Annotated in this window: 34 protein-coding genes; 8 read left to right on the forward strand and 26 right to left on the reverse strand. The window is 60.0% G+C overall.

The features are described from left to right. Positions 1-6: 6 nt before the first annotated feature. Genes BDO18943_RS17035 through BDO18943_RS17045 form a run of 3 tightly spaced genes read left to right on the forward strand, consistent with a single transcriptional unit; the run spans position 7 to position 2,408 of the window. Positions 7-1,311: a type II toxin-antitoxin system HipA family toxin gene (locus tag BDO18943_RS17035; protein ID WP_089454756.1), complete on the forward strand. Its 1,305-nt coding sequence runs from the start codon at positions 7-9 to the stop codon at positions 1,309-1,311. A 42-nt stretch (positions 1,312-1,353) separates the two neighbouring features. Then, complete coding sequence (locus BDO18943_RS17040) at positions 1,354-1,941, forward strand: DUF262 domain-containing protein (RefSeq protein ID WP_089454683.1); 588 nt, start codon at positions 1,354-1,356, stop codon at positions 1,939-1,941. 29 nt (positions 1,942-1,970) lie between these two features. After that, positions 1,971-2,408 (forward strand): hypothetical protein, encoded by a 438-nt coding sequence (locus BDO18943_RS17045; RefSeq protein WP_137962567.1) that lies wholly within the window; start codon positions 1,971-1,973, stop codon positions 2,406-2,408. A 141-nt stretch (positions 2,409-2,549) separates the two neighbouring features. Here BDO18943_RS17045 and BDO18943_RS17050 read toward each other — a convergent pair whose 3' ends face one another. The 4 genes from BDO18943_RS17050 to BDO18943_RS17065 all read right to left on the reverse strand — a co-directional run bounded on the left by BDO18943_RS17050 (position 2,550) and on the right by BDO18943_RS17065 (position 5,336). Beyond that, entirely contained in the window at positions 2,550-2,756 is a 207-nt protein-coding gene (locus BDO18943_RS17050; RefSeq protein ID WP_137962568.1) for a hypothetical protein, read from the reverse strand. A gap of 95 nt (positions 2,757-2,851) precedes the next feature. Next, a complete protein-coding gene (locus tag BDO18943_RS17055; RefSeq protein ID WP_089454685.1) occupies positions 2,852-3,610 on the reverse strand; it encodes a hypothetical protein in 759 nt (252 codons plus the stop codon). 45 nt (positions 3,611-3,655) lie between these two features. Beyond that, positions 3,656-4,459, reverse strand: coding sequence for a DUF2491 family protein (locus tag BDO18943_RS17060; RefSeq protein ID WP_089454686.1), 804 nt, complete (start codon positions 4,457-4,459; stop codon positions 3,656-3,658). Positions 4,460-4,544: 85 nt separating this feature from the next. Then, positions 4,545-5,336 (reverse strand): hypothetical protein, encoded by a 792-nt coding sequence (locus BDO18943_RS17065; protein WP_025496252.1) that lies wholly within the window; start codon positions 5,334-5,336, stop codon positions 4,545-4,547. A 242-nt stretch (positions 5,337-5,578) separates the two neighbouring features. Between BDO18943_RS17065 and BDO18943_RS17070 the strand changes: the two genes are divergently transcribed. Both BDO18943_RS17070 and BDO18943_RS17075 read left to right on the forward strand, forming a co-directional pair. Continuing rightward, on the forward strand, positions 5,579-5,986 hold the full coding sequence (locus BDO18943_RS17070; RefSeq protein WP_025496251.1) for a hypothetical protein: 408 nt from the start codon (positions 5,579-5,581) through the stop codon (positions 5,984-5,986). Positions 5,987-6,078: 92 nt separating this feature from the next. Next, the gene (locus BDO18943_RS17075; RefSeq protein WP_025496250.1) at positions 6,079-6,363 is read left to right on the forward strand and encodes a hypothetical protein; all 285 of its coding nucleotides are present in this window, start codon (positions 6,079-6,081) and stop codon (positions 6,361-6,363) included. 137 nt (positions 6,364-6,500) lie between these two features. Here the strand turns inward: BDO18943_RS17075 and BDO18943_RS17080 are convergent, their stop codons facing one another. From BDO18943_RS17080 to BDO18943_RS17150, 15 genes are all read right to left on the reverse strand, one after another. Then, positions 6,501-7,115, reverse strand: a complete 615-nt coding sequence (locus tag BDO18943_RS17080; RefSeq protein ID WP_025496249.1) for a hypothetical protein — start codon at positions 7,113-7,115, stop codon at positions 6,501-6,503. Positions 7,116-7,147: 32 nt separating this feature from the next. After that, complete coding sequence (locus tag BDO18943_RS17085) at positions 7,148-7,729, reverse strand: rhomboid family intramembrane serine protease (RefSeq protein WP_025496248.1); 582 nt, start codon at positions 7,727-7,729, stop codon at positions 7,148-7,150. Between the two features lie 73 nt (positions 7,730-7,802). Continuing rightward, positions 7,803-8,309: a hypothetical protein gene (locus BDO18943_RS17090; RefSeq protein WP_025496247.1), complete on the reverse strand. Its 507-nt coding sequence runs from the start codon at positions 8,307-8,309 to the stop codon at positions 7,803-7,805. 178 nt (positions 8,310-8,487) lie between these two features. Next, complete coding sequence (locus tag BDO18943_RS17095) at positions 8,488-9,000, reverse strand: hypothetical protein (protein ID WP_025496246.1); 513 nt, start codon at positions 8,998-9,000, stop codon at positions 8,488-8,490. Positions 9,001-9,301: 301 nt separating this feature from the next. Continuing rightward, positions 9,302-9,784 (reverse strand): hypothetical protein, encoded by a 483-nt coding sequence (locus tag BDO18943_RS17100; protein ID WP_025496245.1) that lies wholly within the window; start codon positions 9,782-9,784, stop codon positions 9,302-9,304. A 13-nt stretch (positions 9,785-9,797) separates the two neighbouring features. Next, entirely contained in the window at positions 9,798-10,001 is a 204-nt protein-coding gene (locus BDO18943_RS17105; RefSeq protein WP_025496244.1) for a hypothetical protein, read from the reverse strand. Continuing rightward, a complete protein-coding gene (locus tag BDO18943_RS17110) occupies positions 9,998-10,141 on the reverse strand; it encodes a hypothetical protein (protein WP_171030106.1) in 144 nt (47 codons plus the stop codon). Before BDO18943_RS17110 ends, BDO18943_RS17105 begins: the two co-directional genes overlap by 4 nt. 4 nt (positions 10,142-10,145) lie before the next feature. Further along, positions 10,146-10,511, reverse strand: a complete 366-nt coding sequence (locus tag BDO18943_RS17115; protein ID WP_025496243.1) for a hypothetical protein — start codon at positions 10,509-10,511, stop codon at positions 10,146-10,148. A gap of 47 nt (positions 10,512-10,558) precedes the next feature. Further along, on the reverse strand, positions 10,559-11,989 hold the full coding sequence (locus BDO18943_RS17120; RefSeq protein ID WP_025496242.1) for an RES domain-containing protein: 1,431 nt from the start codon (positions 11,987-11,989) through the stop codon (positions 10,559-10,561). An 11-nt stretch (positions 11,990-12,000) separates the two neighbouring features. Next, positions 12,001-12,360 (reverse strand): hypothetical protein, encoded by a 360-nt coding sequence (locus tag BDO18943_RS17125; RefSeq protein ID WP_025496241.1) that lies wholly within the window; start codon positions 12,358-12,360, stop codon positions 12,001-12,003. Positions 12,361-12,876: 516 nt separating this feature from the next. Further along, positions 12,877-13,152 carry a hypothetical protein gene (locus BDO18943_RS17130; RefSeq protein ID WP_089454688.1) on the reverse strand — a complete coding sequence of 92 codons (276 nt, stop codon included), beginning with the start codon at positions 13,150-13,152 and terminating at the stop codon, positions 12,877-12,879. 9 nt (positions 13,153-13,161) lie between these two features. After that, entirely contained in the window at positions 13,162-13,401 is a 240-nt protein-coding gene (locus tag BDO18943_RS17135; protein WP_210771950.1) for a hypothetical protein, read from the reverse strand. Between the two features lie 172 nt (positions 13,402-13,573). Further along, positions 13,574-13,810 (reverse strand): hypothetical protein, encoded by a 237-nt coding sequence (locus tag BDO18943_RS17140; RefSeq protein WP_089454689.1) that lies wholly within the window; start codon positions 13,808-13,810, stop codon positions 13,574-13,576. Positions 13,811-13,965: 155 nt separating this feature from the next. Beyond that, the gene (locus BDO18943_RS17145; RefSeq protein ID WP_089454690.1) at positions 13,966-14,604 is read right to left on the reverse strand and encodes an RES family NAD+ phosphorylase; all 639 of its coding nucleotides are present in this window, start codon (positions 14,602-14,604) and stop codon (positions 13,966-13,968) included. Continuing rightward, entirely contained in the window at positions 14,604-15,239 is a 636-nt protein-coding gene (locus tag BDO18943_RS17150) for a hypothetical protein (protein ID WP_089454691.1), read from the reverse strand. The genes BDO18943_RS17145 and BDO18943_RS17150 overlap by 1 nt, the downstream gene beginning before the upstream one ends. Before the next feature lie 202 nt (positions 15,240-15,441). Here BDO18943_RS17150 and BDO18943_RS17155 point away from each other — a divergent pair, with 202 nt between their 5' ends. Together BDO18943_RS17155 and BDO18943_RS17160 are read left to right on the forward strand one after the other, a co-directional pair. Continuing rightward, positions 15,442-15,882, forward strand: a complete 441-nt coding sequence (locus BDO18943_RS17155; RefSeq protein WP_089454692.1) for a LexA family protein — start codon at positions 15,442-15,444, stop codon at positions 15,880-15,882. After that, complete coding sequence (locus BDO18943_RS17160) at positions 15,879-17,177, forward strand: Y-family DNA polymerase (protein WP_089454693.1); 1,299 nt, start codon at positions 15,879-15,881, stop codon at positions 17,175-17,177. Before BDO18943_RS17155 ends, BDO18943_RS17160 begins: the two co-directional genes overlap by 4 nt. A gap of 301 nt (positions 17,178-17,478) precedes the next feature. Here BDO18943_RS17160 and BDO18943_RS17165 read toward each other — a convergent pair whose 3' ends face one another. The 4 genes from BDO18943_RS17165 to BDO18943_RS42660 all read right to left on the reverse strand — a co-directional run bounded on the left by BDO18943_RS17165 (position 17,479) and on the right by BDO18943_RS42660 (position 20,689). After that, the gene (locus tag BDO18943_RS17165) at positions 17,479-17,838 is read right to left on the reverse strand and encodes a hypothetical protein (RefSeq protein WP_137962598.1); all 360 of its coding nucleotides are present in this window, start codon (positions 17,836-17,838) and stop codon (positions 17,479-17,481) included. 12 nt (positions 17,839-17,850) lie between these two features. Continuing rightward, on the reverse strand, positions 17,851-18,243 hold the full coding sequence (locus BDO18943_RS17170; RefSeq protein ID WP_089454695.1) for a hypothetical protein: 393 nt from the start codon (positions 18,241-18,243) through the stop codon (positions 17,851-17,853). 268 nt (positions 18,244-18,511) lie between these two features. Continuing rightward, positions 18,512-19,507, reverse strand: coding sequence for a hypothetical protein (locus tag BDO18943_RS17175; RefSeq protein ID WP_089454696.1), 996 nt, complete (start codon positions 19,505-19,507; stop codon positions 18,512-18,514). A gap of 120 nt (positions 19,508-19,627) precedes the next feature. Next, on the reverse strand, positions 19,628-20,689 hold the full coding sequence (locus tag BDO18943_RS42660; protein WP_235996075.1) for a hypothetical protein: 1,062 nt from the start codon (positions 20,687-20,689) through the stop codon (positions 19,628-19,630). Positions 20,690-20,928: 239 nt separating this feature from the next. Here BDO18943_RS42660 and BDO18943_RS17185 point away from each other — a divergent pair, with 239 nt between their 5' ends. Next, positions 20,929-21,216: a hypothetical protein gene (locus BDO18943_RS17185; protein ID WP_143331240.1), complete on the forward strand. Its 288-nt coding sequence runs from the start codon at positions 20,929-20,931 to the stop codon at positions 21,214-21,216. Between the two features lie 1,026 nt (positions 21,217-22,242). On the opposite strand, the gene BDO18943_RS17190 is transcribed toward BDO18943_RS17185, so the two are convergent. The 3 genes from BDO18943_RS17190 to BDO18943_RS42665 form a co-directional block, all read right to left on the reverse strand. Then, entirely contained in the window at positions 22,243-23,004 is a 762-nt protein-coding gene (locus BDO18943_RS17190) for a hypothetical protein (protein WP_089454698.1), read from the reverse strand. A 254-nt stretch (positions 23,005-23,258) separates the two neighbouring features. After that, entirely contained in the window at positions 23,259-24,305 is a 1,047-nt protein-coding gene (locus BDO18943_RS17195; RefSeq protein WP_089454699.1) for a hypothetical protein, read from the reverse strand. A 290-nt stretch (positions 24,306-24,595) separates the two neighbouring features. Continuing rightward, positions 24,596-25,828 (reverse strand): hypothetical protein, encoded by a 1,233-nt coding sequence (locus BDO18943_RS42665; RefSeq protein WP_235996077.1) that lies wholly within the window; start codon positions 25,826-25,828, stop codon positions 24,596-24,598. Position 25,829: the final 1 nt, after the last annotated feature.

Below are 25,829 nucleotides of genomic sequence, written 5' to 3' on the forward strand. Positions count from 1 at the left end.
CGTTCCATGAGCCTTGTCCGTTCCCTGCGCATCGTCATCGACACGGTCAACGTCGGTTCGCTCTTCGAGCTCGACGACGGCCGCAGCTACTTCCGCTTCGACGAAGGCTACGCGATGATGCCCGAAGCCGAGCGCCCGGTTCTGTCCCAGGCTTTCGAAGCGGAAACCGAAGCAGAGACGCGATCGCAATTGCTCGACCCGGCGCTCGAGGAAACGCGCGGCGACGGCAAGCGCGGCCTGCCGCCCTTTTTCGAGAACCTGCTGCCAGAAGGGCGGCTGCGTCGCCAGTTGATCGAGGACGCCGGTATCGAAGAGCGCGATAGCCTCGGCCTCCTCGCCTACTGCGGATCGGATCTGCCAGGCAACGTCCAGGCCGTTCAGGAAACGCTCACCGAACAGCAGCTCGGCCGCCTGCTCACGCAGGGCAACGACAGCTTCGAGATGAGTTCAGCCCAGATGCCGGCGCCTGAATCGACGTCGCTCTCCGGCGTGCAACCCAAGGTCGCGCTCGTGCGCGAGCCCGGCGGGCGGTACGTCATGCGCTCGAAGAACAATGGCGGCCACTACATCGGCAAGCTGCCTGCGTCCGATTTCCCACAGATGCCCGAAGTCGAGCACGCTTCGCTGAACCTTGCCCGGGCGGCCGGGGTAACGACGTGCGAGCACGAATTGCTTCCGCTGACGGAGATTGCCGGTCAGTTGCACGAGGCTATGCGGGAGGATTCCACCCGGTTCCTGCTGGTGCATCGCTTCGACCGGGACGCCAGCACACCGAACGCCCGGCTGCACGCAGAGGACATGGCGCAGGTCACGTCGACGCTTCCGCAGAACAAGTACTCGCTCTCCTATGCGGATCTCGGCCTGGTCCTGCTCGCGCGCTCAACGCGCGGCGAGGACGATGTGCATGAGATGCTGCGCAGGCTGACCGTCAACGAACTGCTCGGGAACCCGGACGCACACCTCAAGAATTTCGGTCTGCTGTATAGGACACCTCGCACCGCGTCACTCTCGCCGGCCTACGATATCGTCGCGTACAGCGCATGGAACGGCTCGACCGGGCACGGCTTGAAGCTGGTCGACGGCACTAAGACCCGCGAGATTTCTCCGGCCATCGTGCGTCAGTGGGCGAACCATTGGGGACTTCCGGAAGCGGCGTTGTCCAAGACCATCTCCGAAACAGTGGACGCGGCAATGCGAACTTGGGAAGACGTTCTCGCCGCAGCAACGTTGACCAATCAGCATCGGGCCCGGATCTGGGAGCACGTTCGTTCCACGAAGCTGGCGGCACGCTGGCTCAAGCGACACAACTAGGCGCCGCACTGCCCTCCTAACCGAATTCCAACCACCGACACGATGCCAAAAACCAACGACGAACTGCTCGCGATTATCCGGCCGCTGGCTCAGGCCCGCTACGAAGTTGACACCCACTGGGGGATGCTCGACAAGACACTTGCTGACATGACCCAGGATTACGGTCTGGAATTAAACCCGGACTACCAGCGCGGGCATGTTTGGACGTCGGCGCAACAACAAGCCTACGTCGAGGGCGTTCTCCGCGGCGCGATATCCACCGCCGGCCTGACGATCCAGTTCAACTGCCCGACCTTCGAATCGCGTCTGTTGGCTAAGGATCGCGATCTGCCGGACGGTTTTCAGGTGATGGACGGCCTGCAGCGGCTGACGGCCGTCCGCGAGTTCATGGCGGGCAACGTTCATCCGTTCGGGCTCACTCTCGACGACCTGGCCGGCACCTCTTTCACGCCGAAGGGCATGGCCTACCGTCTACGCTTCGCCGTGTTCTGCTTCCAGTACAAGATCGACGTGCTGGAGCATTACCTAGCGCTCAACCGCGGCGGCACGCCGCACAGCGACGATGAGATCGCTCGCATCCTTGCCATGCGCGACGAGCTCGTGCGCGCCGGTGCCCCGCGATCGCGCTGAGCAGCCCCGAATCCACACCGGAGATTCCCATGCCCAAGACTCAAACCGAAATGAAGCTCGAATCCGCCTGGGCGATGTTCATGTCGCTAAACGCGAAACAGCCGTACATTCGCCGCTCGCAGGTGATCGAGTTCCTCGCGAATAGCGTGAGGCGCGATCAACGCGAGGTTGCCATCAAGGCGGCCGATCAGTTCATGAAGCAAGCCCGCAAAGACAAGATGCTGGTCAAGTCAGGGCATGTCCACTGGCGTTTCGTCGGCGTTACACGCAAACTGATCGACGGTCGGCCTGTTGCGGAAACAGCAATGACGACGCTCGAAATCACCTCCCGCGTCCCGTCGAAGTGGCTGTCGGTGGATCTCGAAACCGGCGACGTATGGCAGGGCAACGAGGCCGGTAAATGGGTGCGGGCCTCACCCGAGAACGTGAGCACGCTCAAGCTTCTGGCTGGGAAAATCGTCGAATAACCTTCTCCCAGCAGCGCCACACTGCTTCAGGCGCCTGCTGCTGGCACTCCGGACAAGGAAGCAGAGATATCCGCATTTCGCGGTTGACGTCAACCACCGAATGCGGATTCCTGATACTGGCTACCAACCATCGGCCGGACGCTATCGGTCGACGGACGTTTCAGGTAGCCGTTTCAACGCGCCGCGTACGGCTGCGAATGGATCCTGGGCGCTTTCACCTTCGGCCCGCACCACAGAAAACGCGCAAACACCCTTCACGACATATTCCGGTGGGTCTTCTACAGCGACCAGCATTGTCCCCGCCTTGATGACAGCATCATCTTGCCCATGCTGCGTCGGCTCTTCCATCCCCTTTCCCCTTCTTTCGGTGGTTGACGTCAGCCGCGACATGCGAATGCCCGAAAACAGCCGGGCATCGCCCGGCCGTCCTGCGGCCGCGTGGCCTACTTGCCCGCCGCGGCCACTCGACGCAGCCGCTCCACGGCCGACTCCGTCGCCGAGTCTGCGCCGCCGGCGGCGATGCGCCGAGCTTCTTCAACGGCATTCTGGCGATCGATCGGCTTCTGGCCGATGTCGGCAATCGTCGTCGCGGCATCAGCACGTACACGAGCTGCGTCGGCCGCCCGGTTCAACGCGGCGAGCCCGGTCGACGCGCCGCCCGTACCCGAGCGCAGTGCGTTCAGTTCGTCCTGTTCCTGGCGCCGCAGGTTCGCGCGATCTTCATCCGCACGTGCCTGGTTGAGGCTGCTGATCGCGGCTTTCGCCTTGGCGTCGAATTCGTTGAGGTTTTTCTCGACGGTGTTCAGGATGTCCTGAAGCGTGTCGACGAGCTGCTGCGTGGCGGCCGCATCCTGCTGCAGGCCCGGCAGCTTCCCCTTGTTCGATTCGAGGTTGCTCGTGAACTCGTTGAGCGTTGCTTCGTCGATCTCCTTCTTGTCGAACTTCGCGATCAGGATCTCGGCCGCTTTCTCGTCGGTCGCGATGCTCGTCGCCAGATCCGTTGCCGCCTGCTGCGCGGCCGCGTTTTTGTGCTTCGCGTCGGCGAGTTTCATCGCGACTTCGCGCAGCTTCGCGGCCAGATTGTCCCGGTCCACCTGCGTCGCGGTTTCCGGGTCGAACGAGGCGATGGCCGTGGCGATGCTGTCGCCGAGAACACCGACATGCTTCTTGATGAGGTTTGCCGTGAGGCTCCAACCAGACATGTGCAAAACTCCTTGAAAGGGATGGCGAAAGTGAAATGGCCGGCGCTACAGCACCTTGACCTTATTGCGGTCGAGCGCGAGCCCGGCCAGGAAATCGACGTACACCGCCGCAGACGGCTGGCCGTCGAGACTGCGCACGTTTTCGAACGAGATCAGGAGGCGTTCAGACTGACCGCCAGCAAGCGTCCGCGTGTACTGCATGAACGAGAGATCCTTCTTCATTCCGCGATCGCCTACCGCGTCGTCCAGCCGGTTCTCCGTTGCACGGAAGGGAGACACGTACTGGCCCGCGCCGCCCTCGCGCGTGAAATGAAGCTCTGCGACGTCGCCGGGCAGCAGCGCGTCCAGACGGGCATCGCTCATGCCGTTGATCTGCGAAAGCTGGTCTTCCGCCATGTAGTAGTCCATCTCGCCCAGCCCGAAGCCTTCGCCGAGGAACGGCGCCTGTTCCTCGGCGGTCACCGGGAACTGGCGCGTGAGGAACTGGTAATACGCGATGTCGCGGATATCCTCAAGGGTGTCCGGGCCGCAGAGCACCTGCAGGAACGTGCCGCCGATGCCGAGCCGGCTCTCGCCTAACGACGTGTAGAGCCGAAAGAGCTTGAGGTCTTCGTCGCCGTTCATATGGAGACGACTTGCCGCTTCGATGGGCAGTTGAGCGTCCTTCGGCATATCCAGAAGACTTGCGTCCAGCAGCGCGAACTCAGCGCGCGGGATCACCAGCAGCGCGCCGATCTGCGCGTTGAACGGCAACCCCGTATCCACGCGGTCGAGCTTCGGGGCATGGGCACGAGCAGCGTCGTCCAGCTTCTGGTCGACAATGCGGCTGGCGAGATTGAAGAGGCTCATTGATGTCCCTGAATCGTGATGTGCATGAGTTGCCATGAGGAGGAACCGGCAAGCCGGCGTTACCGGCTTGGTTTCCCGTTCAGTCTCACAGCTTGTAGTGGTTCGTCGCGGTATAGCTGTCCTTGCGGGCCAACCAGTTGGTCCAGAGCCTGTAGGACGCGAATCCGATCACACCAATACCTGCGATCCACAGCAGGACGTGCAGGATCTGGCTACCGGTATGGTCTGCGGTCGGCGCTACCGCGTCCGTCGACGATCCAGCGTTGCCAGCCGGCTGAGAACCAGTGTTCGCGATGCCACCGGACTGCACGTAGGCCGGCTGGGACGGCTGCTGCTCGATCACGACCGGAGCGGAGCGCGAGCTTTCATGCCCAAGCATCCATCCGAACAGGAAGCTGCTACTGCCACTTCCCGAGTTGTCGTAGTGGTGCACGACGATCGGCGCAGGCGAGTTGTAGCGGTTCGCCGTTGGTGCACCGCCCGAATAGTCGCCGGAGCCGCCAGCGTTTGTGTAGACCGGTGCCGGTGCAGCCGGACGGTTGTACGTGGCCGCGGCCTGCCGCGACGCCTGGCTGTTGTAAAGCGCGGTGCCAAGCGACGGGCCGGAACGGGAGACACCACCTGCGCTCGAGTTCGAGTCGTTCGAACGGGAGACACTCGCGCTCGCGCTCGAGCCGTTTGAACGCGAACTGCCGAAGCCGCTGCCCTGGCTGCTACCGCTCGACGAACTGTGTGAGCTGGACGAGGAATGGCTTGAGCTGAAGCCGGAGTGGCCGCCACCGCCCCCACCCCCGCCTCCGCCTCCGCGTGCCCAAGTGACGGGCGAAACAGCCAATGAGAGGGCAACAGCCAGCGTGGCCAGAAAGCTGCGTTTCATGTAGAGGGCTCCGTTCCAGATATCGACCGGCCAGGCGTCATCAGTCGCGGCCGGATAGCTGGATGTTATTGACCGCCGGACCGGTCAGATACGCTGAATCAGGGTCTATACGGGGCACCTTTCGCCACGCCAACCGTGGGAAGATGATGTGCCGCCGAAAGCCAAACGTGGGCTTCCACGTACCGTCTTGCAATGGCGCGCTGGCATGGCACTCTGGCCTCTCCTCACCGGAGCGCCAGCCCATGACCGACGTCGCATACGAAACCGTCCTGCCCGATCAGCCGCACGTGAGCACGCCGCCGGCCGCCCCGAATACTCCCTTCGATAGCGCCGCATTCGACGCCGCACGGGCGAAGACCATCAAGGCGTCCCGAGAGGCCGGCAACATCCATCTCGATCAGCTTCCCTGGTACGTCGAAACGATGCGCGGCCGCGAGATCTTCAATGTTCACGATCCGAAGGTTCACGGTGTCATCCGAACCGTGAGCATCAACGGGAGCATCTACGTCGACTGGGCCAACGCCTACTCGGCAGAGAAGGAACTTGCCTCGCCCATCCAGGACGGCAACAAGACCGTTTTCCGGTCTTCTCTCGGCCCGTACGACTTCAAGGACTACGCGCTGGTGCAGCCCGCTACTCGGCCGCAATAAGCGCCCATAGAGGGCATGACGGCTTCTGGGTACAATGCCGCCACCAGACCGTCAAACGAGAGCGCGGTGACCTGCTTTTCGGGGATATTCAAATGAGAGTTTTAGGCGTAGCCATCCACAAGCCGGATACACGCGACGTACTCGCCTTACTACTATCCAACACCGTGGTCTTCGCGATCCTGATCGGAATCGATCGCATGATCAACAAGCATGTGGACCTGACCTTCATCGGTCTCATATTCACGATCATGATCTGGTACAGGCTGTCCGAGCTCATGGGGCTCAACCTGAAGCGAGCCGGCTGGAAGGGCTTGGTCATTCAGGTGATCTGCGCCGTGTTGATCGTCATCGGCTACGGCGTAGCCACGATACACTGATCGATCGTTGATCAAGCCGCACGGCCCGCTGGCACTCCTCAGGGGAGCACGCAGCGGGCCGTTTGCTTTTATCGACTCAGTCTATCCGCGATCGCCTCGAGCGATTCACTCGACGAGAAACTGAAACTATCAGAGTCTCAGTTCCCGTCGACTACCCTGTACACCGGCGCCCCGCTGGTTCCCGCAACCACGTCGAACGAATACTTCCCGGATTCGGTAGTGATCGTCAGGCGGCGTGGCCCGCTTATCTTCGGACCGCCGATCATCGGCGCGTACTTCAGGGCGACGTAGTGATGATCGATCACGGCCTGAACCTGAAGAGCGAGCGGGCGCGTCCACTCGACCTGCTTGACCATGTCCGGAAATTCGAGGACCGATACCCGCACCGGCGCGAGCTCGAGCGCGCCACCGTTCCGCATGATCCGTCGGTCAGTGTTCAGATCCACCCGGCCGTCTTTTGCGATGTCGTAGGTCACGAGCCCGGTCGGCGTCACGAAAATCATGTCCGTCGCAGTCGCATACTGCGTATTTCGCTCGATCGTGACCGCTCGATGATCGTCACGGACGCGGACGAGCCATCCGATCGAGTTTCCGATCAAGACCTTGCTGATCGGGGTCTCCGACTGGATGCTGACCGGTTGGAAAGGTGCGCCAGCATACGCAGTTGCCATGGAAATGACTGCGATCGCCGCGGTGATCCAATGAATGATCTTAGGGGTTGCCTGCCTCTCGTTCTCAACAGCGAGGTTCATGGGGTTCCTTTGAGATTCCCGATCGGATTCGTTTACGAGCGCTCGGGATGGGAGCCACGCGCTGCCAGAATTCCACCGATCGCGCCGCCCAGATGGCTCTGCCACGAGATTCCGGGATAGATCGGCAGCACACCGAGCAGCATGCTCAAGCCATACGTGCCGACGACGAACAGCGCCACCACGATCGCAAGGACGTTGCGCGTGTAGATCCCTCGCCCTACGAGGTATCCGGCAAATCCGAACACGACGCCACTCGCACCGATATGGTCGGACCAGGCCGCGCCGAAAAGCCAGGAGCAGAGCCCGGCGCCCAGCATCGAGCCGATCAGGGCTTTGTAGAAGTTCGAGATGCGCGGCCACATGGCCAGCCATCCGAGGATCAGCAGGCCGCCCGTGTTCGCTGCGATGTGCCCGATGTTCGCGTGCAGCCAGGGAGCAAATAGGATGCCCTGCAGACCGCTCAGCGTGCGCGGAACGACGCCATGCCGGTCGAGATGCAGCCCCGGTATGGCAACGGACAGGAAGAACGTCAGCCACATCGAGCCGACGAACATGACGAGCAGTAACGCTCGTGCTCGGATCTGCTCGCCGGCGGAGCGAACCGCGCGGGTCATGGAATATGTGCTCAACATCATTCGGTCGCGAAGTCCCGCCAGCGGCGATGATCGCCGCGACGGGTGTGCCTGTTCAGGGGGAGATCGAGAGGTGGGCTGAGCCGACCTCGTCGCTGTCGGGGCGGTTGAGTCGTGCCGCAACACGGTCCATGTGGGCGTCGATGCCCGCGAACAACTGCGGCAGATCCGCATCGCGAGCGCCGCGGGCGTTATCGCAGCCGGTCTGCTCTCGCATGTACGTGTCGAGCGCCTTCAGAACCGCATCGCGGGCACCGTCGCGGAATTCGTCGATCGGGATCGTCTTCGTGTGCGTCGCAGCCGGCACGTCAACGAGCTCGACGATATCGAAATCGGAACTGGTGAAGGATTCACCGTTGGGATCCCAGTAGGCCGAGTGATCCGTCTTGTGGAAAGCCTCGCCCGTGCAATCCTCGGCGTTGGCCGGCCGGTAAGCGACCTTGCAGTAGTCGCTATTGCGCATGCGCACGAGCACTTCACCTTCGGCCTCGCAACGCTTCTTGAGCGCGAGCGTGAACGGATTGAAATCTTTCCTCGTGGCCAGTACCGTGGTGTTCTGCATCAAAACTCTCCCTCCGATTTCGATGCTCTCATTCTATTGACTTGCGTTTCCACTTCTAGATGTCTCGCCGTGGCTCCGCCCGCGTTGCAGGCGTGTTCAGCTCACCCTATCTGGAAGCAACCAATGGATCGGCTCTCAATAGACTTCGCCGTTGATCGCAAGGACGGCGCGACATGCTTCAATCGCAAATAACATGATCGGGGTCTGCTTGACCAGATTGCACCGCCAACATTCTTTGCATCGTCACGTTCAATAGGTCGAACGGCACGGCCAGCGTTACCGTTCGCCCTGCAGCCAACATCTTCCCCACTACTCGGCCACGATCCGCTTCACTGGTGGCCTTGCCAAGTGTGGCATCGGTAGCACCCTTGACGTGATCGCCGAAAGCTACAAAATAGCCATCCATGCCGTCTCGAATGAGATCATTCATGCTTCTCGCGGTGCCTGCCGGTAGTGCCTGAGCCTTATGATTGAGAATGGTCGAGACCGCCTTCTCCATCCAGTGTTCCAGTTCCGTCAGGTTGATGATCCGCAACGCCGATTTGCCAACCGCCTTCAATGCGCTCATCACCGCTTCGTGGGTCGCGCCGACCGAGACCGACGCGCAGCCGGTCGCTGGCTCGGCAATCACCAAAAAGACCCCGTCACCAGGGATGAAGCTCTGAGTGTCCATCCCGCTCGCTACCATCATGTTTGCTCCTCGGCGTTTTGACCGCAATGCGGGTTCGACATATTCGGTTAGGAAGCGGTCAATCCGTACCGGGCGGACAGCACTGCGACAAGATCCGGAGATTGCCACGACGTACCAAGGCCGCGTGTAAGCCGCGGATTGCAGCCTGCAACCCCACGCCTAGATCAATCTCTTGCGGCCAGTTGCAAGCAATTGTAGGGAGAGCACTTCCTGTGTGGAATCTCGAAAGCGTGCCCATACGGGCGTCCTTCCGGTCAGATTCCAAGCTGGCCGACCTGCTCGTAGCCAACCGAACGGGGCGTCAGGCGTCGTGACCGCTCCCGAGACGCGCCAGCGTTTCGAGGCCGTTTTCAGTCCACCTCACGAACTCCTCGATGTCGGCGCGTAGAGCCACGAGCTCACTCGCGTCTGATGTGGGTTTCATGGCTCTCAACATCGCGAGCCATGCTTTTCCCGTCTTCTCGAAACCTTCGAGGAGCGATTTACGCCGCTCCATGAAATGAATCTTGAACGCATCGTGCAGGGGGATCTTCATGTCCGTTGCGTCGCGCCACATGTCCATGCTCACTCGAATGAACGATGGATCCAACTCGACCGGAAAAGCTGCGTCGGGCTGCCCTGTCCGAGGCGACAACAACGCACTCAACTCGTCCGCGGCAGCTGCGTGAACCGCAGCTGCATCGTCGCCAAGCGGCTCTCCGGATGGCATCTTTCGGGATTCCGCAGAATCCCGAAGCAAATTGATGGCAAGGCACATCGCGTCGGCAATGGTCAATTCACGCATCGTGGCTTTTCCTTCATAACAGTTCCATCTGACCGCTGTTGGCTTCTTGGGCGTCGCACTTGACTTCGGCGACTGCGCTTGTCGCTCGCCGCGCGGATTGCGTGACAGACGAAGGCTGCGCAGCGGGTGGATACTGTCGATGTTCGCGACCCCATTCGGGGCTCAGCACCTCGGCAGCGAACAGGACGCCGGGAGCGATCTGAATGTAGCGATTCATTGTTCCTTTTCCGGTTTAAATTCCTCCAGTTTGCGGATTTTGGTGGCAAAGTCAGCAGCTTCCCGATAGTTGCAGAACGCCTTGAAGTCTTTGACAAGCAGATCAAGCAATGCCACCGAGCCAGTCTTTCTAGCGATCATCCTCTCAGCGTCCGACCAACCCGCCTTCCCCCCCTTCGACGAAGGCCGCCGACTTTAGTGATTCGGCGCTCAACAGTTCGATGAAGAATTCACGCCTTTCGGGAAAAATCGACTCGATCGCAAACATCGTGGCACCAATAGCTATACCAGGATCTTGAACGGCCCACGAAGTACAGATGACCGAAGAATAGCCATGGAGATACCCTACCAACTTGGTGCTAATGAATGCCGGTAGCCTCCGATAGTCCAGTTCGACATGGTTGAGCGTTAGCGCCGCGCCCCGCGCGACTATTTCTGCCGCATTTCGTGCCCGCTTTACGTCTTCCGGTTCCCTTGCCGTTTTGATGGTCTTCAGCAGTCTTCGAAGCATTGTGCCTCCGTTTGGATGGGGCATAAATAAGGCGTCCGCGAGAGTTGCTAGAACTTTTGCCTTCGCTTCTCAAAGCGGGAACGGCGAACTGAGTAGGACGTAGTGCTAACCTTGACTGAGTTCACGTGGTGGACCTTCACCGAATCCCGTTCGAGCTCGAGCGCCACTTCGCGGAAATCGTCGTCCCACCGCGCCGGCTCGGCGGGATATTCAGACAGCGTGTCCAATATCCCTCCATCAGAATCTGATCGTTTGGCTCCTGGCTGTGGTGGCATCTCTTCCAGGACCGAATAATCGATTTCCCAGCCATCATCACTCCACTGTCCCAAGTTGACCGTGATCTCCGCATCTTTCGAAAGTGTTGAGTCCGCCACCTTGGCCGCGTGATGGAATAGGACGACATTGCGCCCGGCCTTCGTTTGAGCAGAAGGGAAGACGATCCCGTCTAGGCGCGGCTCGTTCATCGTTGCCAAGAAGTCGGCAACCGCCTGAGTCGGCAAATAGTCGATCGCTTCATCGTCTGGCATGACGGGCCGTGCCATCCACATTCCTAGGGTCCGCAGGAACGCGGCCCGCTCGAGGCGATGTTTCAGCGAGGCGTCGAAAATGCTGCCCACGACGTGTACGCCTTTCAACGCGGTCAGGTCGAGGAGACGTAAGCGCCGGGTAATGCGAAACTTCGCGACGGCGACTCTACTTCCAACCGGCGCACGCACTTCTGCGAGCGCCACCGACGCATTGGTCGCGCCGTAGAAGACCGAGATCCCCTGAGCGTTCATGCGCCCGGCTCGCGCCATTTTGTGCGGCGGAGATCCGAGCTGTCGGTCAGGCAGGCGCAGGGCTTCTTCAAGGGATCCATCCGTCTGAAACACCCGGGCGCGATAGAGGTGATCGAGAGAGGTCTTCGGCCCAGCGTTGACGACCACGGGGCGAGCATTTCGCGTTTTGAGCTTGTCGATATCGCCAAAGACTTCTGTGAGGTGAGTGGCGGCAGAGAGACTGAAGAACCGCGCTTGAGTCTTTAACGAATTCACAAAGCCCAGCCACTCGTCTTGCCACCCGCGATAATCGGGGCCTCGTTCCTCGTAATAGGAGTCGGATGAGAACTCGGATTCCTCACCCATAGCGTCCATGTCAAAGTCCCCGTGGCGTTCTTCAAGGATTGCGAGAACGTCCTCCGCAGCCCTCTGAGGAATCAGCGCGGCCTCGACGATGGCGTCAAGCACCGGAATTCCTTCGCGGTCCCATTCGTAGTCCGACTCTTTGTCTGCAAGCAGGCGCTCCTGCCACGAGTTTGGTTGGTCCGGCGTGCGGATATAGTGGTCTTCGAATGCTGTTTCGATACGCTCCGCGAGATCGTCGATAGACAGGGATGGCGACGTCTGGCCGCAGTAGTCGCATGCGCCCACTTCATCAGATTTCGCGATTTCGGCGGAAAGATAAGCTTCGCCGACACATTCGTGGCAAATCCTCGGCATGACTCGTTCCGTTAAAGCCGAACCCAATCGCTCGGAGACCAGTACGCACCCGGCAACTCCGAGCCATCTTCTATGATCACGCCATACCCGTCGCGGACTTCGACGACTCGGCCATCAACGAAACGGCATACCAATTCAAGCCCGCTACGCTCGCCGAGCAGATGAATCCAGTCGTTCAGGCGAGGGTTCCAGAATCGCCCCCTCGTGTCGATACGGACGAACAACCCTGTCTCGTCGATATCTCCATCAACGCAACAGGTGAGCTCATCGTCGTCCGGCATATCCTTCGACTGAAACTGCTCGCCCGCGCGAGCTGCCGCGGGAAAATGCTCGCAGTCACGCGAAATTTTGATAGTTGAGAAGTCGCTCATGCTTTCCGATTCAAAAATCGATCACGTCGACTGGAACATCAATCCCGTGGTGTTGGAGAACCGCCTCACGAAACGCTCTCCACTCGGCTTCCCCGGCTGGCTCATGCGTACAATGCAGGCATTGATCGGCCCCCTCCAGTTGCTCCGTCACGGTTCGATGCACATCGATCCCGAAGCGCTTGCTGAAGCGTCCAACGCACGAGCCATCGTGCGCTGTCACCCATACGATATCTCCCCTCGAGGACACATCTATGCTGTGAGGTTTCGTCACGCTTTTTCCTATTCCTTGGCCGTCGCGGGCGGCGCTGAGCAACCAGGGCAGCGCCAGCCCGTCGCGCGAGTCCATGTCCAACCATGCGCTTTACCAAAGGTAGATGCTTCGCGCTTCGTGCTGCCCCCGAACACCGCTTCACCGCATCCGCAGCCAAGCCAAAATTCCGGAAAGATTTGCCCGGGCGTCGCCATCACTGTTCCTCGATCAGCGTCTGCCGTTGCCGGCCTCTACGACATAAGCCTTCAATGGCAAATTCCCGAACTGAGTTTTTCAGCCCACGCCCTATCCTTAGTAGCATCACGTACCGTCAGGGCGCGATATGCGCGAGCCTCATCGAGGGCACGCTCGCCTGCCCGGAACCTCTCTTCCGAGAAGCCATCGAGAAATGCCACTTTCTGCACGCTACCGTCGGGGTAGTCGTGCTTCGTTTGCCCTGTGACCCCGTGCTTGCGAAATGCGGCGCGACCTTCGCGCTCGCAGTCGCCGATCGCCGGTGCTGCTGTCTTAAACAGATTCATTGATTGTTCCTATTCCTGTTGGAGCCGGTCACGCAGCGCCAAACCTGACGGCGTCGCTCGCCAGCATCCCTGATTGTCACGGGTTGCGAAACCAGCTCGATACAGCGCCTGCATCGTATCCACGTTGCAGATACGCACGCCGTTCACCATCACGGCTGACCCGGCGCCCGGCTCGGCCGGCCAACCACGAGACAGCCATCGCATGACGCGGACTTGTGCGTCCGTCAGCTTGGGCGAGATTGCTTCCATCGGTTTCCTTTCAATCCCCGAACTGGTGGTTCAGAATTTCACGATGCCAAACCAGACCACACCTCCGGTCGCGATCGCCCATGTTGTGGCCCACCCGTAGAGCCCGCGCCGCTTGGCGTGACCAATGACTACGATCACATGCATGACAAAATGAACATCCCCGCGCGCATCGTTACTGCTCCGATTTTCCTCGATATACGGACGGCGCGGCACCGCCATCTGCGTCCTTTGCCTTCCGTTCGCACTCGACGCACCGCACCTCCTGCGGCAACGTCATGAATTCGGCCAGCGGAACAAACTTCGCGCGCACGCTCGGCCTGGATGTGTAGCGGCAGCGCGATCGACCTCCGGTATCGTTGGCCAGGTGAATCCGCCTCACCTTCTTCTGCGGTCTGATCGGAAGCGTCATCGCATTTTCCTTCGTCGCCTAAGCGCGTTTCGAATCGACACTGTACCGAACAGCGCGCCTGGATCAAGCTCCTCCGACGGGAGCAACGAATCGCATGGGCCGTGCCTCTTCGCTGTTGCCGGACTGCGAAACAGTGCCCATGCGAGGGCCGTCGGTCAGATGACGGAGATCTTCAGGCTGTCCGCCAGCTGCAATACCTTGCTCCGGAGCGGATCGACCGCCAGTGAGTCATCGCCGAGAACGTGGAGACCGGGTGATGACAGCCTCTGCCCGAAAAGCATGACGCACCGGCCCGCGTCATTCCTGCGGGATCCGTACGCAATCCCGTGCGCCGTCGGGCATTGATCGTGTGCAGCCTGCGACCACTGGCGGGTCTGCGGATACTTGGCCGGAATGCTGTCGATCAAATCGGCCCGCGTCAGCTCCAGGGCGGGCAGATACGGCGTATGGAAGCTAACGCACTGGATCGAATCAGGCAGAAGCACCTTCGCGATCCGGTAATGCGTCAAGCGGTCAAGATAGAAGACCCCGGGCGGATTGAGCGTCACATCGTGGAAAAGCGACTCCATGATGGCGCACTCGAACGAGCTCGCCCCGTACCACGTGTGGACGGGCGAGCCGTCCAGAAGATTGATCGGTGCGAACCGCGTATTGCCCCAGCCTTCGGAGAACGTGGTCGCCGACGTGCTGTGAGGGTGAGTGCAATACGCGTGATACCAAACGGGTACATCCTCCCGGGAAATCGGCAGGACGGTGAACGGCTCCGCAGCGCCGGGTGCGTGCAGGCCGGCCATCAGGCGACATACTCCCCGTGCAGATGATGGGCGGCTTCAACGACGTCATCTCGACGGTCGAGTGCGTCCCGCGGTGCAACCGGTTCGGCCTCATGTACGCCTCGCCCGGCAATCCATCCATTCGGGAAATGGAACCACGCCGCGATCTTCCACGCATCTTCCACTGGCCCAAGCGCCTCGAGGATGTCTTTGATCACGGGCAGCGGCTGGCACATCGCGTCGAACTGGTAGCCCGCGAAGTATTCCTTGCCATTGAACGTCACGCCAAATACCCGCCCTCGCCGCTTCCAGTCACTCGCGGGTTGAGCCTTGTTGGTGGGGGGCGTCGCCTGCAGCGCATTGATCTGTTCTGCCGTGAGCCAGTCTCCCCGCGCGAAAACCTCGCGCATGGTCTTCTGGCGCCGGATACGCTCCTCGATCAACGGTGCCGCCGGCGCCGACAGGCCCGAAAAAACCCGGGCGATTTCATCCGCGCGCTGGAACAGCCCTGTTTCCCATTGAGGCGTGGCCAGAAGGACAACCAGCAACTCTTCGATCCCCTTTTGCAGCGAGGAAGCAACGACCGGATCGGTGCCGCTCGGGAGCGGCAGGCTCAACACTACGTTCGTGTTTGAGTCTTCATGGACTTGAATCATGACTCCCTCCCAAAATTTGCGACTCTGCCAACATTATAGTTGTCGTCGTCAAAATCGCAAGATTAGAGAGTTTGGGTACGAGGACGAAATCACCGTTCAGGGCATATCGGCAAAAAATGCTGCGTCTGCAATGCGAAATTTCTCGCCCGGCATCTCTTGGTGCAGAATACTGTGTTTTTGTACAGTGCCCCAAGGATTCGCCATGTCCGCCACCCCGGATCCCAACACCGTGCCGCAGATCGACTGTGGCAAGCCCGTGCCCGTGGCCGAAGTCCTGGCGCGCGTTCCGGCTGGCTTCCCGTCACCCGCGCAGGACCACGCCGTCTCGCGCATCGACCTGAACCAGGTCTTGATCCGCCACCAGCTTGCGACCTATTTCCTGACCGTCAGCGGCCCATCAATGCGCGACGCCGGCATCGACGACGGTGACCGCCTGATTGTCGATCGCGCGGTGCGACCGCGCCACGGCGATGTTGTCGTGGCGGTGGTCGACGGAGAACTGACCGTCAAGCGGCTCTATCAGCGCGGCGGCATCGTCAAACTGCAGGCTGCCAACCCCACGTTCCCGGACATCCGCCCACGAGACGGTAACGTGCTCGAAATATGGGGTGTGGCGACGTATTGCATCAAGGCGTTGCCATGAGAACGTCGCGCCCCGTCGCGCTTATTGACGGAAACGCCTTTTATTGTTCGTGCGAAAGGGTGTTCCGCCCGGCGCTCGCCGGCAGGCCGCTGATCGTTCTGTCGAACAACGATGGCTGCGCGATCGCACGCACTGCAGAAGCCAAGGCGCTGGGGATCAAGATGGGCCAGCCTTGGTTCGAGATTCGCCACCTCGAGCACGACGCAGGCCTCGTCGCACTGTCCGCGAATTTCGAACTGTACGCGGACATCAGCGATCGCATGATGGCTATCATCGGGCAATTCGGGCCCGACCAGCACATTTACAGCATCGACGAGTCGTTTCTGTTCGTCGACGGCATACGTGACAACCTGACCGACTACGCGCAACAGATGCGCGCTCGCGTGCTGCAATGGGTCGGCATCCCAACGTGCGTCGGCATCGGTTCAACCTACACCCAGGCTAAGCTCGCCAATCATGTCGCCAAGAAGCGGCCGCACTGGAACGGCGTGTGCGACCTCACTGCGATGCCGCGCGGTGCGCTGGCGACCCTGATGAGGGAAGTCGACGTCGGCGACGTATGGGGTGTGGGGCCGCGCTTAGCGCCGCGGCTGCGCGAACTGGGTATCGCTTCGGCACTGGACCTCGCACGCGCCGACCCCGAGGCGATCGCTGGTGAGTTTTCGGTGGTTCTTGCCCGGACTGTTCGCGAGCTGCGCGGCACGCCCTGCATCGACCTGGGCGCGGACACTGCGCCGCGCAAGCAGATCATGACGTCGCGCTCGTTCGGCCGCGCCGTGCTCGAGCAAGCCGAACTCGCCGAGGCGATCGCGGAATTTGCTGAGCGCGCTGCGCACCGTCTGCGCGCGCAGCGCTCGCGGGCGGGCGCACTGCAGGTCTTCATTCGCAACAGCCCGTTTCGGGAGCGGGAAGCACCTTTCTCCGCGTCGACCTCGATCCGGCTGACACCGGCAACCCAAGACACCCGGCAGATCGTCCAAGCCGCACGATACGCGCTACGCGGGATTTTCAGGCAAGGGGTGCGTTACGCGAAAGCGGGCGTGATGCTGTTCGACCTCAGTTCGGTTGATGTCGAGCAACTGGAGCTGTTCGGGGCCGACGAGCCGACAATGACGGGCAATGGCCGAGATCCGCAAGCGCTGATGCAGACTGTCGACGCATTGAACGCGCGCTTTGGTCGCGGCACCGTGAAGTTAGCCGGCGCCGGACTCGCGCAGGAGTGGCGGCACCGACCTGAGCGGCTAACACCAGCCTACACGACCGATTGGAACCAACTGCCAATCGTACGTGCTTAGGCTGCACGACTCGGGACAGGCGATGACGCCGGCGGTACGACGAATCAAAAAAAAAGCGTCGCACTTTCCAGCGCGACGCTTCAAAAGTGTTCTAGCCAATCCGAGGGCCGTGCTAGAACCTGAGAGGACTTCAGTATGGCATAACAGCTTCTCATTGGGAAGCTGTTTTTCCAAGCTACGCAACTCATCAATGCCAATGACTTTCAGCAGGACGATTGCTGCTACAACGACAAACGTGCAGAGATACATGCGGATCGGCGCCTTTCGCTTTCTGCCTCGATCGACAGCAGGGGCGACGAAATCATCGACTTTCCCCTGCCTTGGCGACCTTAAACTCAGGCAAGCGACATTGGCCGAGTACGGGCGGGCGTGGCCGAACGTACTCGCCGTTCCGTTGAAAGCCACGATGGCCGCTCGCCGGATCATCCACCGGCCATTTACCATGAACCATGAAATACAGTCGCATGAGGTAGTCATCTTGAGTCGCAAGATGACCCGCGTGCCACCAATGCTCATCGAAAAACGACGATTGGGAAAGCGTTTCGACCACTTCCCGATGTTCATCCAAACGCTTGCCGACGCTGCGAGAAAAGTTCAGTTGTGCAGTCAGGTCTTTGTGCCGAACCAGCCCTAACCGTCTGAGAATCGAATCGAAATTCATCGTCTCGCTCCGTCAGAGAACTCGGAGATTCGAGAGCATGACGTCACGCGTGTTCTGTGTCGGATGGTCCGTTCTGACCCCGTCTTCGTCTGAGGCTTCCCCAGGTTCGGCGAATGCGGCGAGACAGACCATCAGTTCCTTCGAGACGCCGAGGCCGATACCCATCGAGGCCACGTCTTCCTGCAGGAGCGGTCCGTGCATCAGTACCTTCGCCAGACCGCGCACGCTTTCCACGAGCGCGCGGTCGTTGTCAGTCCATCTGTCAGGCGGGAGATTGCGGAGGTCAAGGAATTCTTTCAGCCTTTGCGGCATGGGCCGCCGGCCGACGCGAGTCGCATACCCCGACATCACGGAATCCGTGATGGTGGTCCCCACGAGCATGTTCCAAAGGTGTTCCGGTTGCATTCACGCTCCTGTCAGTTATCCGATATGGGCGTGTCGCTGTTCTCGGCAGCGACAGGCACCCTTGGCCAAAATTCTATTGACGCCGCTTCCGCGCAGGAATCCGGAATGAGCGTCTATTCGGGCCTCTTTCTGACGTACGCGCGGGCAGCTCGAATGTTCCCCGACACGAACTTGCGAAATTTCGAAATTTCGCAAACTGGACGCACCAATAAAAAACCCGCCGGTGCTCCTTTCGGAGCAGACGGCGGGCTAACTTCATGTTGATGGATTACATGGTGGGCGAAGACGAATTGCCCTGCATGTGCCTCGGGTTCTCGAACGGAATGGCGAAGTGCGCCGCCAGTTCCGCGATCGATTGTGACGCGCACTTCACGGGAACGTCCGTGTGCTTCACTTCGGCTCGAAAGAAAAACTCGTCATCGGTAACCACCAGCATGTCGCACTCGGAACGGACGGAATTCTCTTCGCCCGCATCCAGTGCGTCTTCAGGATCAGTCTCCGGATCGTACTGAAGATACTGAGCACGACAGTCGTGCTTCTCGACCGTGTACAGATCGTTGGCTCTGACCACCGAGGACAGCTTGACGATATCCCGGGCCGACGCCTCACTCACCTCGAAGATTGCGACCCGAGGCTGGTTATCCAGATCGCCGCCGCCCGTCACTTCGACGCGGTAGGTCTTCGGCAAATGCGCGGGTGTGGCCACCGTAACTTCCGGCAGTTTCCCCGTTGCCTGTCCTGCGAAGGGATGGTTCTGGTAGGCTGACCATGCTTCATCGCTCGTCTCGGGACGGAATCCCAGGTTCTTCCACGCCAGTACGCCACGGACATAGCCGTGCGCATAGGCGCGATCCTGATGACCCTCCATGTCCCTGACCGCCGCACGTTCCGCTTCGGCCGTGCCATCGTGAAAGCCCCAGTTGAATCGCACGCGCTCCGGGAAGGAGCCATTGCGCTGCCCGTTCCTTTTCATGATCGTCAAAACGTCGCTGGGCGTGCCGCGTTCCAGCGCCTCTTCGACCATCTTCAGGAATGTCGCCTTGTCCTGCTCGGGGCCCACATGGGCAGTTGCTGCCGGATCCGGCTTCCCGGACCACGAGTTCTTTTCGCCTTCCGAGTTGTAAAGAACCACCTCGTATGCGTCGTCGTAATCCGGACGGCCGCGGAGCGCTACGTGACCGATCGCAACTCCATCCACCTTCGCGATTTCCGTAGCGAAACCGTTGGACACCCAGACGATTTCCGGCAATTTCACTTGATTCATGCTGCTTCTCCAAAGTTGATTGCAAGAAGCGCTCCCCACGATCGGGGAGCGTCCCCGCGAGGGTTTGAAAATTCACTCGAGACCCGTTGCCCCGCTAGGGGGCAACGGATAGCGAGTCGATTACTTGCTCTCGAGCACGCCAATCGCGGCGGAGATGGCCTCGGCCGATTCATGGCGTTTGCCAAGCTCGTTGAAGCGGAGGGCATTGCGCAGCATCTGCAACGGATCCGGAGTCGAACCTTGCGTCACCGAATCCGGTTGCGAAACCTCCTGCACACCGCAATCGACGGAGTCGACCGCACTGGACAGGTCAGTGCCGTTGTATTCCTCAAGCATCGCGGAAACGACGTTCCAAGCCGAGATTGCGCGAGGGTTTTCGCTCTTCCGTACTGCTTCGCCCGAGAATTCAAAACCCCAGGCCTTCAGCAGGACGCGCGCCATCCGTTCGGCGCCTTCCACGACTTCCAGGTCGGTTATCCCGATGGACTCCACAAGCGAATTGCGAGGCTCATGCAGTTTCCGGTCCAATTGCATGTCCAACAGGCCACGCAATCGAATGGAATACGCGTCTGCGTTGAGTCCGTCTACGAACGCTACAGCAGCACGAATGGCATCGTCCTTCGTTGCCGGGTCGGAGGCGTTAGCTGCTTCGCAAACCCGGCTGAAGAGTTCCGTGACTGCTTCCGCCGCTGCTTTATCGCCGACTGATATCTCGAACTGAATCAGATCCGGTGCATCCGCCGAATCGCCTTCATCGTAGGCCGCTTTGGTGGTCAAAAGCAGTCCGACAAACGGCGTGTTATCGGCAGATGTACCTTCATGCCAGTCCAAGCGTACACGATCGGTCGTTTGCAGCAGTTTCCTGTCGACTGCTGCGCCGAACGAGACGACTTGGTCGAGCCATGCCCACTTGAACGCTACTCTCGACCTTTCGCTCGGGACGTGGTTGTACTCGAAGTCGATCACCGGCTTCCCATCTTTGGTGCTGTGACCTGTCACAACACCCTTGATGAGTTCCCCGTGAATGTTGACCTCAACGGGATCGCCCACTTCCGGCAATTTCCGTGCATCGCCGTGTTCCATCGTCTCCAGGAATTCAGATGGCGAACCGAAATTCTCCCGAATTTGCTCTTCACGATACCGAGCAACCGTGGCTCCTTCCGGCATTTGCTGTTGTTCCATTTACTTCTCCACCGTGTGTGTGAGAAGCGCCCCGGCAGGGAGCGCTTCCCCGCAAGGGTTATAGAAAGAGGACTTTCAGGACACTGACTCCCCTTTCCATGCACGCCCAGCAAGGGCGCACAACAAAGGAAGAGGGCCTTGCGGCCCCATCCTGCGACTGAAGCCAGGCGCCGTCACTCCGCTACGCGGAGGCCGTTACCAAAGCTGACCAGCCTGACCGACGCACCGAGGCGCGGCTGATGCACGCGATCCGCCGTCGCGCTGTACAACTCACCGTCGCTTGCGCGCACGCTGACTTCGACGAGATCCTGCGCGGATACAGCCTGAACGGCATGGTTCCCTTGCGGGACCGGCGCCGGAACGAGACGGACACGCACGACAGTGCCGGTCCCGCCAAGCATCGCCTGCTGATCGGCCTGCTGCGCGAAGGCGTTTCCGCCGGCGAGCATGCTTGCGACGGCGAACGAAATGGCGACGATCGGGGAGATTGCGAATTTCGACATGGTTTGCTCCTGAATGAAAAATAGGGGCAAACCGATCCCTTTGGGGAACGGAGCCCCAGAGGGAAAGACAAGATGCCGGCAGGCGGCAACACGAAGCACGGACGAGGAATCGACCGAGCAGGCTGGAAAACGGACCAGCTACCGATGGAAAGCGGTTCCAAGTATAGCACTCGACTTCCTGATGGGAATCATCCTGATTGGAAAAACTTGCGGCGGACGTCCCTATCAGAACGTGTCCGCACTTGCTCCGCAGTCGAGCATTTGACGGACCAGAAGGGCTTCCGCGGACGGCCGCGCTGCAATGGCTCGCTCCGTTTTGCGATCGGTCGCAGCGGACTGCTTGGCCAGCTTCACGGTTGCGCACCTCGGGGGAACGAGAACGTGACTGTTGACTATTGACGCGACATGAAATGCTAGAAACTAACGTTCAATGTCAGTATCCGACATCCAATGCGGGAAAGCGAGATCGACCGTTCAGGATTGGCGTTGCGCGCTAAGTCACTGATTCCACTTGAATTTTAGCTTTTTTTGACGGAACCCACATCAGGTGCAGGAAACGGCTGTTTCCTGCACCTGATGCAAGAAACTCACGTTGAAAATTTACATTTTTGTTTATAAATCAATGGCTTAATATCTGTTGCAATAGTCAAGAATCCCGACGTCAAAAGTGAAGAGAGTGCATCTGGTCCATATCTAGCTCGGTTTCCTGTACGTAGGATATGGATAGCACGACGCTACGTTCAATTTTCCGTTCAGTCATCGGCCCGCTCGCGAGCCTGTTGATTCAGATCGACGACGGCGCGGCTCGATAGCAGCACGCGCACGTCGGTTGTGCCGATGACAACAAAGTCGTCGAGAACTTCGTTGCATCCGGCCTGGTCGAGTAGCGCGATAGCCGCTAGCGAGAGTTTCGTCGCCCTGTTTTCCGTGTCCTATGCCTCGCTATGCCGGAAAATTCCGCGGCCAGAGTTGTGACCGGAACCCACAAAAAATAACGCCCGCCAGGCTCTCCGAAGAGAGGCGTGGCGGGCGTGAGTTGCTGGTTAGCGCTTACGGGCGCGGCGAGATCGATGCCGATGCTTTGGCACAGATACCGTACTCCGCGAGCACGTCATCGGTGGACGCGCCATCGATTGCGGCGTGTTCGCTGGACAACGGCACATGCTGCACCAGATAGGCCCGGAATGGCACATCTTCGACCACGGAGTTCTCTTGGTCGTCAAAGTATTCGCTCACGCGGCTATCCCAATGGTTAGCGCCACGTATATCGATGTGACGCTCGGGGCGAACCGGGAATGCGTCGACGATCCTCTGAAGAGCCGTTTCGATGCCATTCGCCTCGGCCAGGGAGTCGACCTCGAACGTAGCGTTGCAATTGGCTCCCACGTACAAGGCGCTTTCCGACAAGCCCTCGATACGGCCAAGAGCGTCGTGGGCGAAGTTGCCGATTTCGTCACGATCGTAGCTTCCCGCATAGGCATGGCCTTGCGGATAGCAAATCACCCGCCTGTAGTCCCAACCTGCCCCAAAGTCATCAGGCAATTGAAACTTGAGCGACATACTGGCGAGCGACACCTTTCGTTCCGGTAGTTTCCCGTCAAATGAGACTACTGGCAATTCGGTAGTCGGGTCGATCCCGTGTTGGCAAACCGTACCCGTCCCGCATTCACCACCACCACAAACTTGCTGGCAGTAGCTTTCGATCGCGGGCTCATCCTCCGGCAGTTTCCCATGCGCTTCAATCTCGGGACCAGCTTCTCCCGAGATATTCAGCGCCTTCGCGGCGATCGGGGGCATTGCGAATTTCAACATGGTTTGCTCCTGAATGACAAATAGAGGCAAACCGATCCCTTTGGGGAACGGAGCCCCAGAGGGAAAGACAAGATGCCGGCAGGCGGCAACACGAAGCACGGACGAGGAGTCGACCGAGCAGGCTGGAAAACGGACCAGCTACCGATGGAAAGCGGTCCGAGTATAGCACTCGACTTCCTGATGGGAATTATCCGGATCGGGAATAAACTGCGGTCGTCCCGATCAGGGCGTGCCCGGCGGTCGAGTGTCTACCGTCACCGGGCTCTGCGCTGCGAAAGCGATCTGCGGTCCGCTCTCTCGCGTATGCGCTCGTCGATTTCGTCCTTCCAAAGTTCGTGCACGGCGTCCAATACCTCAGTCGCCTCCGGCTGATCGGTGGCGTCCTCATCAATTTCGACCTCTATCGATTCGATGGTTTCACCGTATTGCATCCACCTCGTGACATCGTACGAGTACTGAAAGAACATAGATACGACCGTCCCAAGCTGAAGGCTCAGGTAGTCGTATCCGTCTTCGATCACTACAGCCTTGGCGTCGCACGTGAGCAAACAGCCCTTCCGTGGCGACCCAACATAGATTCCAATCCGAAACACGCCACATCCGCAAATATTCTTGGTTTCCCTGTCCACCAAGATTAGGCGGACATCCTTGTATTGAATGACGGACGACAGACTCACATCGCATTCGACAACTGGCGACGTCACCTCCGCCCGACACACCTTCTCCACAATAGCGGCCACGCTTGCGCCGCGCGCAGCCCGAGTTCGCTCGACGAATTTCGCGATCAACGCGTTCGCGTCTAAGTCCCGCGGCAGGCTCTCGTAGCAGGCGAAGCATTCACCCTTCCCGTAATTATTCGAGCCGTAGTCGACACCTGGGGATTCGCGAGAGAAAAAGCGATCGTCGGCGGCAAAAGTCTGAAGCCGTGGCGTGCCATTCGGCACGTCAATCAGCCGCTTGGGACGCCTCAGAATCGAATGATTGTCCGCACGAAGCGTCCAGGCCGCCACGTCTTCGGCAAAGGGGGCTTCGTCGCCAAGAAGCTCCTGCAGCTTTTCGACTTGGTGCTCGTAGAGCTCATGCAACCGTTCAAAATCCTCTGCGTCAGGATCGAGTTGATTGAAAAGAGGCGTAGGCGTTGCAAACTCGTCGACAGAGCTCTGCAACTCATGCCAGTTCCGATACCCGAAGATCTCCGCTACCCATTCAAGCGCAGTAGCGTATTGGAGATTGGGGAAAGCGGCGGTGAGACTTTCCGCGACAAGCTTTGGTCGCTTCGTGTTGCGAAAGTAGGTACGCATGGACGGACTCCAGTAGGTTGAACGCCTGCGTTCCCACTTGGCCGGGCATTCTCTGGGGTCTGAGAAATCGGCGAAATTTTGCTGCACCGGGCCTGCTTGAGGCTTCACCATGACGTGGGAGGTAGGGACCGGTCTTCCCTATGCGGGACGAGTATATAGCACCTGACTTCGTGATGGGAATTTGAAGTTATTGTGCCTACTCCGGTTGGGTGAGCTGCAGTCGAGAAGCACCGACCTCTGGACGGCAGGCCAACCCAACAATCCTCCCTGCACCGTTTCTGGTTCGTGGTTCAACCTTCGTCCATCGACTCGGCTTTCACGGGTCCGGCGGTGATCGTTGCACGGGCCACGCGAACCACTTCGGCAGCGCTCAGTGGGTCCGACGCGAACCACGCGTTGCTTCCTGCCGCAGCGAAGATCTTGCGCACTGTGTCCTCGCTTGTCACCTCGGCTTGCGATGCCACCCGGGGCGTGGGCGAGAACAGCCAGCAGTTCCAGCCACGGCCTTCCGAGTGTGCGAACGCCTCACGCCCTTCCTTTTCGGATTCGTAGATGGCCAGACCTCGATCCGCATCGTCGAACATGAGCAACCACCGCGGATCGCGCCGATCGCCGGGCTGGCAGTAAGGGCCGACGCCCGTGTTCGCAGGATCGTCATGCCAGGCGAACATTTCGCGGCCGGTCACCACTGCCTGTTCCGCTACGGCGGTACCGGCAAAGAGCGGCACGATGGCCCTCGCCGCCGTCTGCGCGCACCGGAGGATGTCACCGCCGCGGCTCGCAGTTCGGATGGCGTTCTGCACCAGCGCTAGGACGGACGGCTCGTCCGCCCGAAGTTCGACGATGGCGCATTCCCGGAGCTCGAACGAATCGGGCGCCCGATCGATCACGACGCCCTCGCCGCCGGCGTTGGGCGTACAGAGGTATCGCGCCGCGTGGCCGGCGTGCTGCGCGGCCACCAGATCGGAAACATCGGGGTAGAGAAAAGCCCTGGCCTTGGACGAGAGCGTCTCGTCGGGCTCGGCTCCCGTAGGCACGGTCGAGGCAGAGGCGAGCGCATATCCCCGTTGCAGTCCATATTCGAAGGCTTTGCGCTCTGCTCTGGCGATGGGTGCACGCGCTTCGTCCGCGTCATCCGTTACGGAAATCTGCGGCTCTCCATGCGTCGCGATGCGCCACATGGTGTGTTCGAGATTCACGCGCGCATCGTTCAGCGTCGCCTCGGCAGAGGCTGCTGATTCGACGAAAAGCACTTCGCCTTCGAAGCCGTGATCGTGCGCATCGTTGATCGCTTTGTCGATCGTGGCTTGATCGTCCGTAATCCACGGCGTCCAGTCAAAACCGGGCACGCGGGTGCGAAAGCCGACCGGCACTGATCCCACTTTCACGTTGGCAGAGGCAAGCGCCGCTTCGATGCAGTTCCAGACGTCCTCGAACGTGTAGCTGTCGCCGGTGCGATATTGGCCGCAGGCCTTCGAAATGATTGCTTCGATTCGCGATTCAGGCAGTTGGGTCGTATTCATC

Source organism: Burkholderia aenigmatica, from assembly GCF_902499175.1.
Taxonomy (GTDB): Bacteria; Pseudomonadota; Gammaproteobacteria; order Burkholderiales; family Burkholderiaceae; genus Burkholderia; species Burkholderia aenigmatica.